This is a genomic window from Mesorhizobium koreense (assembly GCF_031656215.1).
Taxonomy (GTDB): Bacteria; Pseudomonadota; Alphaproteobacteria; order Rhizobiales; family Rhizobiaceae; genus Mesorhizobium_L; species Mesorhizobium_L koreense.
Genome location: NZ_CP134228.1, coordinates 981101 through 992804, shown reverse-complemented (window position 1 = coordinate 992804; position 11704 = coordinate 981101). Strand labels below are relative to the sequence as shown.

The 11704-nt window shown below is 64.5% G+C and carries 14 protein-coding genes; 1 reads left to right on the top strand and 13 read right to left on the bottom strand.

All coding sequences use genetic code 11. The features are described 5' to 3' along the window. Positions 1 to 10: 10 nt before the first annotated feature. The 4 genes from RBH77_RS04780 to RBH77_RS04765 form a co-directional block, all read right to left on the bottom strand. Positions 11 to 292, bottom strand: a complete 282-nt coding sequence (locus RBH77_RS04780; protein ID WP_311030995.1) for a VirB3 family type IV secretion system protein — start codon at positions 290 to 292, stop codon at positions 11 to 13. Continuing rightward, the gene (locus RBH77_RS04775) at positions 292 to 624 is read right to left on the bottom strand and encodes a TrbC/VirB2 family type IV secretion system protein (RefSeq protein WP_311030994.1); all 333 of its coding nucleotides are present in this window, start codon (positions 622 to 624) and stop codon (positions 292 to 294) included. Before RBH77_RS04775 ends, RBH77_RS04780 begins: the two co-directional genes overlap by 1 nt. Then, entirely contained in the window at positions 621 to 1601 is a 981-nt protein-coding gene (trbB, locus tag RBH77_RS04770) for a P-type conjugative transfer ATPase TrbB (protein ID WP_311030993.1), read from the bottom strand. The genes RBH77_RS04775 and trbB overlap by 4 nt, the downstream gene beginning before the upstream one ends. Before the next feature lie 259 nt (positions 1602 to 1860). Next, positions 1861 to 2337, bottom strand: coding sequence for a cupin domain-containing protein (locus tag RBH77_RS04765; RefSeq protein WP_311030992.1), 477 nt, complete (start codon positions 2335 to 2337; stop codon positions 1861 to 1863). Between the two features lie 65 nt (positions 2338 to 2402). Between RBH77_RS04765 and RBH77_RS04760 the strand changes: the two genes are divergently transcribed. Continuing rightward, positions 2403 to 2864, top strand: coding sequence for a MarR family winged helix-turn-helix transcriptional regulator (locus RBH77_RS04760; RefSeq protein ID WP_311030991.1), 462 nt, complete (start codon positions 2403 to 2405; stop codon positions 2862 to 2864). A 275-nt stretch (positions 2865 to 3139) separates the two neighbouring features. On the opposite strand, the gene RBH77_RS04755 is transcribed toward RBH77_RS04760, so the two are convergent. The 9 genes from RBH77_RS04755 to RBH77_RS04715 form a co-directional block, all read right to left on the bottom strand. Continuing rightward, on the bottom strand, positions 3140 to 3592 hold the full coding sequence (locus RBH77_RS04755; protein ID WP_311030990.1) for a ribbon-helix-helix domain-containing protein: 453 nt from the start codon (positions 3590 to 3592) through the stop codon (positions 3140 to 3142). Between the two features lie 10 nt (positions 3593 to 3602). Then, complete coding sequence (locus tag RBH77_RS04750) at positions 3603 to 5594, bottom strand: conjugal transfer protein TraG (RefSeq protein WP_311030989.1); 1992 nt, start codon at positions 5592 to 5594, stop codon at positions 3603 to 3605. 331 nt (positions 5595 to 5925) lie between these two features. Then, positions 5926 to 7422, bottom strand: a complete 1497-nt coding sequence (locus RBH77_RS04745) for a DUF3363 domain-containing protein (protein WP_503623912.1) — start codon at positions 7420 to 7422, stop codon at positions 5926 to 5928. A gap of 557 nt (positions 7423 to 7979) precedes the next feature. Beyond that, positions 7980 to 8300 carry a hypothetical protein gene (locus RBH77_RS04740; RefSeq protein WP_311030988.1) on the bottom strand — a complete coding sequence of 107 codons (321 nt, stop codon included), beginning with the start codon at positions 8298 to 8300 and terminating at the stop codon, positions 7980 to 7982. Then, a complete protein-coding gene (locus RBH77_RS04735) occupies positions 8297 to 9208 on the bottom strand; it encodes a lytic transglycosylase domain-containing protein (protein ID WP_311030987.1) in 912 nt (303 codons plus the stop codon). Before RBH77_RS04735 ends, RBH77_RS04740 begins: the two co-directional genes overlap by 4 nt. Before the next feature lie 4 nt (positions 9209 to 9212). Next, positions 9213 to 9548, bottom strand: coding sequence for a DUF736 domain-containing protein (locus RBH77_RS04730; protein WP_311030986.1), 336 nt, complete (start codon positions 9546 to 9548; stop codon positions 9213 to 9215). Between the two features lie 67 nt (positions 9549 to 9615). Next, positions 9616 to 10161 carry a S26 family signal peptidase gene (locus tag RBH77_RS04725; protein ID WP_311030985.1) on the bottom strand — a complete coding sequence of 182 codons (546 nt, stop codon included), beginning with the start codon at positions 10159 to 10161 and terminating at the stop codon, positions 9616 to 9618. Then, a complete protein-coding gene (locus tag RBH77_RS04720) occupies positions 10158 to 10676 on the bottom strand; it encodes a DUF2840 domain-containing protein (RefSeq protein WP_311030984.1) in 519 nt (172 codons plus the stop codon). The genes RBH77_RS04725 and RBH77_RS04720 overlap by 4 nt, the downstream gene beginning before the upstream one ends. Next, positions 10673 to 11698: a replication initiator protein A gene (locus tag RBH77_RS04715; RefSeq protein WP_371832838.1), complete on the bottom strand. Its 1026-nt coding sequence runs from the start codon at positions 11696 to 11698 to the stop codon at positions 10673 to 10675. Before RBH77_RS04715 ends, RBH77_RS04720 begins: the two co-directional genes overlap by 4 nt. Positions 11699 to 11704: the final 6 nt, after the last annotated feature.

Here is an 11704-nt window from a genome sequence, read left to right as displayed (position 1 = left end):
TGCGCTCCCCTCAGACCGACAGATGACCGGGGATGCGCAAATGCCTGCGCCCGACTTCGACAAAGAGCGGATCGCGCTTCGCTGCCCACACTGCTGCGAAATGCCCGATCGCCCACATCAGCAGCCCGACCAGCCAGAGCCGCAGGCCGAGGCCCACGGCCCCGGCCAGCGTGCCGTTCATTATGGCGATGGAGCGCGGTGCGCCCCCGAGCAGGATGTGTTCGGTCAGCGCGCGACGCACGGGAATCGTGTATCCCGGCACCGCGTCGAGTTGTTCAAAGGCGGTCGCCATCAGACGAGCGCCCCGCCGCCAAAGCTGAAGAAGCTGAGGAAGAACGAGCTGGCCGCGAAGGCGATCGACAGGCCGAACACGATCTGGATTAGGCGGCGAAAGCCGCCGGACGTGTCGCCGAACGCCAGCGCAAGGCCGGTCGCGATGATGATGATGACGGCTACGATCTTCGCAACCGGCCCTTCGATCGACTGGAGGATTTGCTGAAGCGGCTGCTCCCAAGGCATGGAGGAGCCCGACGCATGGGCGGTCGGAGCGAGGGCGAGGTTGACATAGGTGATGGCGGCGACCGTCGCGATGGTACGACGGACGCACATGGTGGTGCGGATCATGCGGAGCCTCCTGTGTTCGGGTTGGCTTGGGTGATGCGGTAATCGCCGTTCTGGCCGAGCCCTTCGACGCGGGCGAGTTCGATGAGCCGGCGCGCGGCGCCACGGCCAGAAAGAACGGCAACGAGGTCGATGGTCTCGGCGATGAGCGCGCGCGGGACCGTGACGACGGCCTCCTGAATGAGCTGTTCGAGCCGGCGCAGCGCGCCGATGCCGGTGCCCGCGTGGATCGTGCCGATGCCGCCGGGATGGCCTGTGCCCCACGCTTTGAGCAGGTCGAGCGCTTCAGCGCCGCGCACCTCGCCGATCGGAATGCGGTCGGGACGCAGGCGCAGCGAGGAGCGGACAAGATCGGAGAGCGTCGCCACCCCGTCCTTCGTCCGCATGGCGACGAGGTTGGGCGCGGCGCATTGCAGCTCGCGCGTGTCCTCAATGATGACGACGCGATCCGCGCCCTTCGCCACTTCGGCGAGCAGCGCGTTGGTCAGAGTGGTCTTGCCGGTCGATGTGCCGCCCGCGACCAGAATGTTGGCGCGGAAAACGACTGCGGCGCGCAACGTCTCCGCCTGTTCGGCGGTCATGATGCCCGCCGCCACATAGTCGGCGAGGCTGAAGACCGCCACGGCCGGCTTGCGGATGGCGAAGGCCGGCGCTGCGACGACGGGCGGCAACAGTCCCTCGAACCGTTCGCCGGTCTCGGGCAGTTCGGCCGAGACGCGCGGCGCGCGGGCGTGAACCTCCGCACCGACATGGTGCGCGACCAGGCGCACGATGCGCTCGCCATCGGCGGCCGTCATCGTCTCGCCCGTATCGGCCAGCCCCTCCGACAGCCGGTCCACCCAAATCCGGCCATCGGGATTCAGCATCACCTCGACCACGGTCGGGTCTTCCAGAAAGCGCGCGATCGCCGCGCCGAGCGCGGTCCGCAACATGCGTGCGCCCCGCGCGATCGCTTCCGGCTTCTGGTGCGGTGATGACATTCCGGCCCCGTTTCTTGGCGGGGCGCGACAGACGGTCCCCGCAGCGGGGTCGATTAAAGGAGCCCGAAAGCGGTTCGGTTCAACAAGTAATTATGCGCGTGCGGTGATCGGCGGCCATCGGCAGCAAACAGGATGGGTAATGTCTTGGAAGGGGTGGGAATCCGACTGTCAGATTTCGGGTGCCTACCTCAGGAAAGCTGCCCTTCACTGATCAACGGCTGCCGGCAGTTTTGCGCCTCTCAGCAGCCATCGCCAAGCGCTAGGTCGGCGGCAGCGCCGGGGTGAGGCCATGGCGGCGCATGATCTCAGCCATCTTGGCCCGGTCCGGCGGACCACCGGCGGCAGCATTGAGGACCGCGAATGTCTCGCGGAAATATTCCGCACCGATTGCGGCCGGAGTGATCACGCAGAGCGCCTTCACGTCGCGGCTGCCGTTATTATCGAACCGATGAACGGCACCTCGCGGAATACATAGCGCCTGTCCGGGCCCGACATCGATCGGCTTGCCGTCAACTGTCCAGGTCAACACGCCGTCGACGCCGTAGATCGTCTCTTCGTAGCTGTCATGGCTGTGGGCTGGGGCTGGCAGCCGCTGCCCACTTGCGACATCGAGTTCAAAAGCCGCGATGCTGCCATTCGAACTGTCTCCGGTCAGCAGAAAGCGAACCACGAGCCCCTTGGTGGCGATAGTTTCATCGGCAGGATTGACGTGAGGGTCCAAAGCGGCCTGTGACATTGCATTGTCTCCTGGAGTAAACTAAGTTTACTTACGTAGGTAAACTCCATTTACCGAGAATGTCAATGATGCCGCCTTCGAAAAGTTTTCCGGTCAATCCAGAGGATATGCTGATCGGCGCTCTGCTGCGCGTTCCCGCCCAGGCGATCCATCGCCGGATCATCACGGAGCTCAACGCCGCCGGCTTCGACGACCTGCGCCTGCCGCATATCGCGGTGCTGCAGTTTCCCGGACCGGACGAGGTCCGCCCGGTCACGCTTGCCGAGCGTGCGGGCATGAGCAAGCAGGCCATGAACCAGTTACTCGGGAGCCTTGAGGGTTTCGGCTATATTGTGCGCACCGACGCGCCAGGTGAAGGCGGCGCGCGCATTGTCCACTTTACCCAACGTGGACGCGCAGCGTACGCAAAGATCATCGACACGCTGCGCGACATAGAGCGCGAGTGGACCAGCGAGCTCGGACCCGAGCGCTTCACCCAGCTCAAGGCATTGCTGATGGTTGTCTGGGAAAGTCCGCTGGTTCGCTAGCCGAAAGCACCTGCTGCCCCATCTGGTTTTCCGACTGGTAGACGGTGGCTCGGAAAATCGGACCTTTCCGGGTCTGTCACGATATTCACAGAAGAACGCCAGAATGGCCGAGAGCAGGTCGATTGCGGGACAGCGGCAATCCGTGGGGTACGCATTGGAACCGGACCGGCCGCTGTTGGGCACGGCGCTGCCGCCCGTGAATAACCGAGCCAGTGGCAAGTTTCGGGCGGCGACGAATGCACCCCAAACGGCAACAATGGGGTGGGAACGAGACACTATGCTCGAGCGCCTTCATCACCCTCTGTCGTTCCTTCACCGGAAGGGTCTACATCCCTTGTCAGCTCTTTCAGGAACCTGTCTCCGGTGGCCAACCTTCTGCCAAGCGTCTGCATGAAACCCTCGAAGCGTTCGACGCCTTTGGCGCGCGCAGAGGCTTGGGCCGTCTCCGGCAGCGGCGGCGTGATGGTGAGCCAGAAGCGGATGAATAGCGACACGGTCTCGCCGACCACGGCGAGATCTTCGTCGAGCCCGTCGATCTGGCGGCAGAGCTTGTCCAGGCGACGCGACATGGCCGCTTCCAGCTTCTCGGCGGAATCGCCGGACAGGAAGGATGCAACGGCGGCCTCGATGATGGCGGATTTAGATACCTGCCGGCGCAGCGCCAGCGCCTCGACCTGGGCGAGCAATTCCGGATCGAAATAGACATTCATGCGGGTGCGGGTTGTCATTGGCGTATCCTCAAAGCTCGATGCCGTCGCCGGGGTCGAGGGACGCTTGCCGCGCGACCAGGCGGATATGCGAACGCAGCGCGCGGGCCTTCGCCGCGTCGATGTCGGGCTCGTCGTCCAGAAGATCGAACTCCTGCTCCGGCGGCCGTGGCGATGCGACGATCTCCTCATGCTCGGGCAACTCGGGTTCGCGGCGAATGCCTGCGTTGGCGGGATCGCCGTCAACGTCGCCCGCGGCGGCGCTCTCGGCCGAAGCCTTCGCGACGGTGACGACGCGGCGCGACCAGTCATCAGATCCTTGCTGCTCGGCAGTCGGATGCGCGGGCGGATCGGGTGGCGTCAGGATGCGTTCCTTGAACTGCGCATCCTCATAGTAGCGAGCTTTGGTCGCGCGGATCGGCGGCGTGCCCGCCACCATGACGATTTCGTCGGCGGGCGGAAGCTGCATGATCTCGCCGGGCGTCAGCAGCGGCCGCGCCGTCTCCTGCCGCGAAACCATGAGATGCCCCAGCCACGGCGACAATCTATGCCCCGCGTAGTTGGTGGAATCGCGCAGCTCCGTCGCCGTGCCGAGCGAATCCGACACACGCTTGGCAGTGCGTTCGTCATTGGTCGCGAAGGCGACGCGGACGTGGCAATTGTCAAGGATCGAATTGTTCGGGCCGTAAGCGCGCTCGATCTGGTTGAGGCTCTGCGCGATCAGAAAACTCTTAATGCAGTAACCGGCCATGAAGGCGAGCGCCGATTCAAAAAAATCCAATCTCCCAAGCGCGGGAAACTCGTCCAGCATCAGCAACAGGCGGTTACGCTTGACGGAGGTTTTCAGTTCTTCCGTAAGCCTGCGGCCGATCTGGTTGAGGATGAGCCGGATCAGCGGCTTCGTCCGGTTGATGTCAGAAGGCGGCACGACCAAGTAGAGACTGACCGCCTCACCGCTTCCGACCAGATCGGCGATGCGCCAATCGCAGCGTGTCGTTACGCGCGCTACGACGGGATCGCGGTAGAGGCCAAGGAAGCTCATGGCGGTGCTGAGCACACCGGATCGTTCGTTCTCGGATTTGTTCAACAGTTCACGCGCCGATGACGCGATGACAGGATGAACGCCGGCCTCGCCGAGATGCGGCGTGTCCATCATGGCCCGCAAGGTGGCTTCCACCGGCCGGCGCGGATCGGACAGGAAGTTGGCGACGCCCGCCAGCGTCTTGTCTGGCTCGGCGTAAAGGACATGCAGGATCGCGCCGACCAGAAGCGAATGCGAGGTCTTTTCCCAATGGTTGCGCTTATCGAGGCTGCCTTCAGGATCGACAAGGATATCCGCAATGTTCTGCACGTCGCGGACTTCCCATTCGCCCTGCCGCACCTCCAGCAAGGGATTGTAGGCTGATGAGTTCGCGTTGGTCGGATCGAACAGAAGCACCCGGCCATGCCTGGAGCGGAAGCCGGCTGTCAGCGTCCAATTCTCCCCCTTGATGTCGTGAATGATGGCCGATCCCGGCCAGGTCAGAAGCGTTGGTACGACAAGGCCGACGCCTTTGCCGGATCGTGTCGGCGCGAAACACAACACATGCTCGGGACCGTCATGGCGCAAATAGTTCCGCTCAAACCGGCCGAGCACGACGCCATCCGGGTCGAGCAGACCGGCAGCGCGGATTTCCCCATGTTCCGCCCATCGCGCAGAACCGTAGGTCGCGACGTTGCGGGCCTCGCGCGCACGAATGACCGACATGATGATCGCGGCGACGATGGCGATGAGGCCTCCAGACGCCGCAATGAAGCCGCCTTCGGTGAAGATCGCTGGCGCATAGGCGTCGAAGGAGAACCACCACCAGAAGAAGGCCGGCGGATAGTAGAGCGGCCAGCCCGCAAGCTCGAACCACGGATTACCGAGTTGCGGCTGAAACCCTAGCCGCCATGCTGTCCATTGCGTCGCCGCCCAGGTCGTCACCACGACGATGGCGAAGACCACCGCAATCTGCTCCCAAAGGATTCGGCCTCCGCGCATAAGGGCTCCAGTCAAGAAAAGAGATGGAGCCGATCAGAGAATAGGCGTTCTCCCGAGAGGCAATAGAAAAGATGGCACCGGCGAGTAATCGGATACCATCGGCGACGAACAGGATGATGGCTGTGTGCGGCGCCAACTTGTGACGTCGCGGTTGAAATCCTGAATATTGCAGCCTCTCGCCTGGTGCCATTCGGTCGGTCAAATTTGCAATAACTTACAGAGGTAATTCTGGCGCGTAGTACGAGGCTCAGGTTCGATGATGCCGAAAATGGGAGTCTTTCACACCCCAGGGGCTGATGTTGCCGCATGGCTCTATTACGACAATGATAACCTATATGCCCAATCCCCGCTGCCGCCCCAATTGCCACGACACCGATCCTCCCTGCACGACGCCCATGACCTCGCGGCCAAGCTGACGGTCGATGACCGGCCGCCACGGGACAAGGGTGAACTCGTGGCTCTTTTCCACGATGGCGAACTTGCCGCTGGATAGCTGGACGGTGCTGGTGAACTTACCAGAAACGACCTCGCCGTCCGCGGCGGCATGGAACGGCAGGGCCTTGGCCGTCGCCATGTGCTCGCCGACGCGGGCGATCTCTCGTCCGCGCAGGGTGGCGAGGAGATTGCGCCGGTAGATAGTGCGGCCGTCCTGCTGCCGCGCTGCATCGCCGTGGTCGATGTGATGCTCGCGGCGCCGCTCCATTGCCTCGCGCACCTGCTGGCCGAAACCGGCCGGCGTGAGATCGAATGCGTCGGGCAATACCAGCCGCCGGTCGAGCCACGTCGCGCCGTCCGCCGTGATCTGGCTTTCCAGCTCGAAGGTGGTGATGACGCGGATATTGACCTGAGCGCCACGCCCGGCGTCAAATGCCATACTGCGTTTCTCAAAATCCTCCGGTATGCGCCATTGGTCCGCGTCGATCCGCTCGGCGATACCGGCGCGGCGCAATGCCTCCAGCCGCCGCACATGGGCATCGACGAAGCCCTCATAGTCGCCACCCGGAACGCGCCCCTCGAACTTCGCCTGCTCCAGATGGCGGCTCGGCCGATAGATGCCGTCCTCGGCGATCGCGGCAATGGCGCGGTCGGATGGCCGGGCGCTCGCCTCGGCCCGACCGATCTCCATGATGCTGCCGATCCTGGCATCCTCCAACTGCCTCGGGTCGATGTTGGAAATGTGGTGCGTCCGGCCGTCGATCCCGTCCACAACGACGGTGAGATTGTCGCCCAACTCGTTGGCGAGATATTTATCGAGCACGCGGCCGGTGACGGGCGCGGCGGGCACCGCCTTGTGGATGTGGAAGGTCAGCGGATCGCGCTCCAGTCCATCGGCGGCGAGCGACTTTTGCATGGTGCGGATGATGTCGCCACGTTCGCCAAGCTCGCGCAGGGTCGGTTCAAGCCGCTCGTTCAATTCCCACACGCCGGGCGCATGTTCGGTGGCGAGCCCCATGCGACCCAGCTTGGCGAGCCGGCGCAAGCGAAGCGTGCGTTCGAACTGCCGCTTGGGCTCTCCGGGTTCGTGGCGCAGGTCGAGGAACCGCCCATCGGCTTCCTCTGCCATGGCGCGGTCAATGCGCGTGAACCTATCCTGATCTATCTCGGCGGTGAGCTTGCGGGTCTGCTCGATCTCGCTGACAGGGCCAAGCTCCAGCGTCGCCAGGGCGCTGGCGCGCTCGCGAACACCATGCACGATGTAATCGCCGTTGATGACCAGATCCTCCCCCAGTTCGTCCTTGCCCCGGACGATGACATGCACATGGGGGTGGCCGGTGTTGTAATGGTTGACCGCGACCCAATCGAGCTTCGTGCCAAGATCTCCTTCCATCTGGCTCATGAGGTCGCGGGTATAGGCCGTGAGGTCGGACAGCTCCGCGCCGTCTTCCGGCGAGACGATGAAGCGGAACTGGTGGCGATCGTCCTGGCCGCGTTCAAGGAAGGCTTCCGGCTCGGCGCGATTATCGGTGGACGAATAGAGCTGCCCGCGTTCGCCGTCGCGCGCGGTGCCGTCGCGCTGGATATAGCGCAGATGGGATTGCGCCTTCCGGTTCTGGCCGGGACGGAGAATGTAGCGCTGCTGGACCATGACGCGACGCGCGCCGGGTTGCCGGTGCTGCCATCCTCCGCCGCCAAGATTGCGGGAGCGGACGAAGACCGCGCCGCGCCCGCGCTTCACGCCCTTGCCGCTCGACAGCACCACATGGGGACCGGCCGGCGCTGCCGGCGTGAACGCTGCCGTTCCGAAATCGACGCGGTGCGAGGTGCGGCGCTGCTGGCGCGCGATCTTCTTTGCCTGCGTGAGAAAGCTCTTGGTCTTGCCCGCGCGTGGCGTATCGGAGCGGATGCGGCCCGGCTTCGGCCGGAAGCGGTTCTCGTCGTCGGCGCTCATGAACGCGCCTCCGGCCAAAACCGGCGAAAATCGTACAATCGGCGGCCATGGTGCCGGTCGAAATCCAGCAACGCCAAGGCGTTGCGCGAAATCGCGGCACTCCAACCCTCAAAGCCATGGTGCCGGAATCGGCCGCCTAACCAGTGTGCAGACAAAGACAATTTTGGAAACCGGCCCGACAGGGTGCCGGTTTCTTCAATCTTGCCCTCCGCCTTTTCTGCCACTTCCGCCCTTCCAACCGGGAATGCAGCCAGGCGCAAACATGCCTGCCTGCACACCGGAAAGCGCGCTGCCGGACGCGGGAACGCCGTCCTCATGGCGTTCTCCCGTCGCCCGCGCGCGCGACAAACATGCTACCGGCCTGTGGCTCCGCATCGGCGCGAGTGCGCGCCGGAACGGTCGCGCGCATGTCGGCGGACGGCAGCGCGGCGGTTGTTCGGCTGTCGTCCGGGCGCACGACGAACAACGGCGCATCGCGCCAGTCGGGCGGCGGCGCGGCTCGCCGGGCCGCTGCGCCGGATGCAGCTACACCGCCGAGAACCGGCACAAGCGCGGCGACATAGGCGCGCGTTTCCGCCGGCAGCGGGCGGCCGGTCGCACGGTAATCGTCATAGCGCGCGGGACCGGCATTGTAGGCCGCGAGCATCACGGCGACATTGCCGTAGCGGTCCCACATCTCGCGCATGTACGCGGTGCCTGCGAGAATATTGTCGCGCGGTTGATACGGATCGCGGCCGAGACCGTAGCGATCGCGCAAGTCGGCCCAGGTTACGAGCATGATCTGCATCAGCCCGATCGCGCCGGCCGCCGAGATCGCGCGCACGTCGCCCGCGCTCTCGGCGCGCAGCACGGCGCGAATCCAGTGCTCGGGAATGCCGAAGCGCTGCGACGCCTCGGCAATGTGCGCTGCATAAGGATCGGCGACGATGCTGCGCGCGGCCGGCATGGATTGCGCGATCGACACGCCCGGTCCCGCGCAGAGCGCGAGTGTGCCGATGAGGACAAGAACGGCATGACGCCGTGCTTGCCTTTCTCCGCCACGCCGCCAGCCTGCCAGCGTGCTCGCTACGGTCAAGGGTCCGCGCCAAGCGCCGGCCGATGGCCGCCCTTGACCTGCGCTGCGCGCGCCGGCCGTCCTGCGGTCGAGCGGGACGAAGGGATGAGACGGCTTTTCCGCGAACAAAGGGATGAAGCCTTTCAACGCGACGATGACGCAGGACCGCATGGCCTCAGTCCCGCTCGTCGCGCTGTTTCGGGCGGCTCCAGTGCAGCGACCATGATGCCTTATCGCTGCTGTTCTGGAACAGATTGGCGCGGATCGGCTGCGGCAAAGCCGGATCGTCGAGCAGTACGGAAAGATAGTCGCCGGCCTTTTCGCCGGTGCGCTTCCACGCCGCGCCGACTTCCGGGCCATCGGCATCGCCGCGATGGACGCGGTAGTCCGGCGCGTTCTCTGTGTCGGATTCCTCTGCGGGAACGATGGTGAGTTCCTGCGTGATTGTGAGCGTGTGAATGCTGCCGACGAAGTTCTTCTTCGCGGCGGTGAATTGACCTATCTGCGGCATGGATAGTCCTCCTTCTGTTACGGCGGTGATAAAGCGGACGACACGCCATGCGCCGCCCGGCGCGCGCTCACCGCGTCGGCGCGCGCCATTCAAAGCGGCCGTCGCCTTCCTCGTCGGTCCACAACGGGACGGCGCGGCCGATGATCTGGTCCGTGGAGATCAGCCCGAAATACCGGCCGTCCAGGCTGTCGCGGACCTGCCAGTTCATCAGGAAGATTTCGCCGGTGTGGATGCGCCGGCATCCCTGCCAGACAGGAAGCTCACGGCCGGCGCGGTCGCGCTCCAGCGCTGCGCCGGCAATCACGCCATCGACGGTGATGACGTGGCCGATCCGGCAAACGGTCTGTCCGGAGACGGCGCGCACGCGCTTCAGGAGCGGCACGCCCTTGGGCAGATAGCCGCGCCCGGCAAGAAAGGTCGCGAGCGGTTCGGGCGCGTCCACGGCGACAAGATCAGTCACCTCGAACGGGCCGGCGAAGTCGATCGTATAGAAGCCGATCGGCACGCTGGCCGAAGCATTCCAGATCAGCTTGACCGGCATCGGCGTGAGGCCGGGATAGCCGACGCCGAACGCGGCGAACGCTGTCGCGAGCATGAGACCGGCGCGCGTCATGGCGCGATCCTGCGGCGGCGCAGCCACGCCGCATGGCGTTCCGGTGTATAGACGTCCGGCTCAAGGCCGGCGATCAAGCGGTTGTGGACGTGCCGCCAGTGATCGGGCGACACGTCGGCCGCATCGAGGCCGAGCGCTTCCACGGCGTCGATCGCCTGCAACGCTTTCTGGACCTTCGCCCAGGTGTCGAGCCGCAACAGGATGTCGCCGCCCGGCCGCACGAACGGCAATGTCTGGAACGGCTCGCCGCGGCCGATCGCGCGCACGATGTCGATGCGCGAAATGATGGTGCCGTGCTCGCCGGCCGCCCAGCGGACGAAGGCGAAGACCGCGTTCGGCGCGAAGCCGACGACGCTGCGGCGGCGGTCGAGAATCTTTTCGTAGCTCTTGTGGCCGAAGCGTATCCAGTGTTCGACCTTCTGTTTCTGGAAGGTCAGTTCGACCAATGTGGTGAAGGGCTGAGGGTCGTCCGGCAGCGGACGGCCGTGCGCGCGACCGTTCATTTTTCCGCTCATGGCACGCGCCCCGAGTGTTTCGCGTTACCATGGTTCGCGCGCCCACGCGCATCTGAATCTAAGTTAGATTCACTGTTAGAGTCTAAGTTAGGAGCACGAATTTCCGTTTCAGATGATGCACTTAGGCCGGCTTCAGGTTCCCGATAGCACGATAGTGCGGTTCCCGATGGCACGATAGTTCGGGTTCCCGATAGCACGGGCCTGTCAACAGGCGGCGTCGGTTCGAAGGCAAGCAACACACGGCCACTGACTTCGACTTCCGTGAACAAGATATATCCGGGCAGCGGTTGCCGGCGGACGATGTCGCGCATTTCGAATGCGAAGCGCTTGAACGGTGCGAGGCTGCCAGACTTCTGGTGCAGGTGCCGGATGTCGAAGCGCCAACCGGCGCGCTGGCGGCCGCCATGCTTGCGCACAAGCCGGTAAAGCCAGCGATCCAGGCCGCCTGTCAGCCTGAAGTAAGCACGGTCGATCGTGAGGACGAGCGCGTCATCCATGACGGCGCGATAGAACCAGTCTGGCAGGATCAGTTCGATGCCGAGCGGGCGGCCGTCAGGGCTGGTGCGTTCCTGCCATTCATTGATCCATGAGAAGCGATGGCATCGGCCCTCCGCGGCTTGCCGGATGGATGTGACGACGCTTGTCGATTGCAAGCGATCGAGCGCGGCCTTGAGGCGTTGATAGTCGCGCTGCGAGACGCCGCGGCCGATAAAGGTGAGCATCTCGTAGGGTGTCGCAGCCATCAGCCGCGACGTGCGCAGGCTCGCGTCCCTGGCGTTAACGATCTGGCTGGCGGCCCAGATTAGGATGTCGGCATCCCAGATGGTCGCCATGACATGATCCGGCACAGCCTCAACTCGAATGACAACGCCGCCGGCGTGAAAATCGATCGGCGCGACGCGCTTCGATTTGGCGAGCGAAAAGAAAGGATAGGCCATGAGGTCCTGCGCATCGCGTGGCGCGAACTCGCCTGGTAGCGCACGGAACAGGTCAAGCTGGCGACGTTCCGACGGGGCGCGCATTCGTGC

Coding starts and splice junctions, on each gene's coding strand:
- RBH77_RS04715 (WP_371832838.1), bottom strand. CDS start 11,698: ATGCGCGCCCCGTCGGAACGTCGCCAGCTTGACCTGTTCCGTGCGCTA.
- RBH77_RS04735 (WP_311030987.1), bottom strand. CDS start 9,208: ATGCGGTCCTGCGTCATCGTCGCGTTGAAAGGCTTCATCCCTTTGTTC.
- trbB (WP_311030993.1), bottom strand. CDS start 1,601: ATGTCATCACCGCACCAGAAGCCGGAAGCGATCGCGCGGGGCGCACGC.
- RBH77_RS04755 (WP_311030990.1), bottom strand. CDS start 3,592: ATGACAACCCGCACCCGCATGAATGTCTATTTCGATCCGGAATTGCTC.
- RBH77_RS04720 (WP_311030984.1), bottom strand. CDS start 10,676: ATGAGCGGAAAAATGAACGGTCGCGCGCACGGCCGTCCGCTGCCGGAC.
- RBH77_RS04740 (WP_311030988.1), bottom strand. CDS start 8,300: ATGAGGACGGCGTTCCCGCGTCCGGCAGCGCGCTTTCCGGTGTGCAGG.
- RBH77_RS04765 (WP_311030992.1), bottom strand. CDS start 2,337: ATGTCACAGGCCGCTTTGGACCCTCACGTCAATCCTGCCGATGAAACT.
- RBH77_RS04745 (WP_503623912.1), bottom strand. CDS start 7,422: ATGGAAGGAGATCTTGGCACGAAGCTCGATTGGGTCGCGGTCAACCAT.
- RBH77_RS04725 (WP_311030985.1), bottom strand. CDS start 10,161: ATGACGCGCGCCGGTCTCATGCTCGCGACAGCGTTCGCCGCGTTCGGC.
- RBH77_RS04750 (WP_311030989.1), bottom strand. CDS start 5,594: ATGCGCGGAGGCCGAATCCTTTGGGAGCAGATTGCGGTGGTCTTCGCC.
- RBH77_RS04760 (WP_311030991.1), top strand. CDS start 2,403: ATGATGCCGCCTTCGAAAAGTTTTCCGGTCAATCCAGAGGATATGCTG.
- RBH77_RS04730 (WP_311030986.1), bottom strand. CDS start 9,548: ATGCCGCAGATAGGTCAATTCACCGCCGCGAAGAAGAACTTCGTCGGC.
- RBH77_RS04775 (WP_311030994.1), bottom strand. CDS start 624: ATGATCCGCACCACCATGTGCGTCCGTCGTACCATCGCGACGGTCGCC.
- RBH77_RS04780 (WP_311030995.1), bottom strand. CDS start 292: ATGGCGACCGCCTTTGAACAACTCGACGCGGTGCCGGGATACACGATT.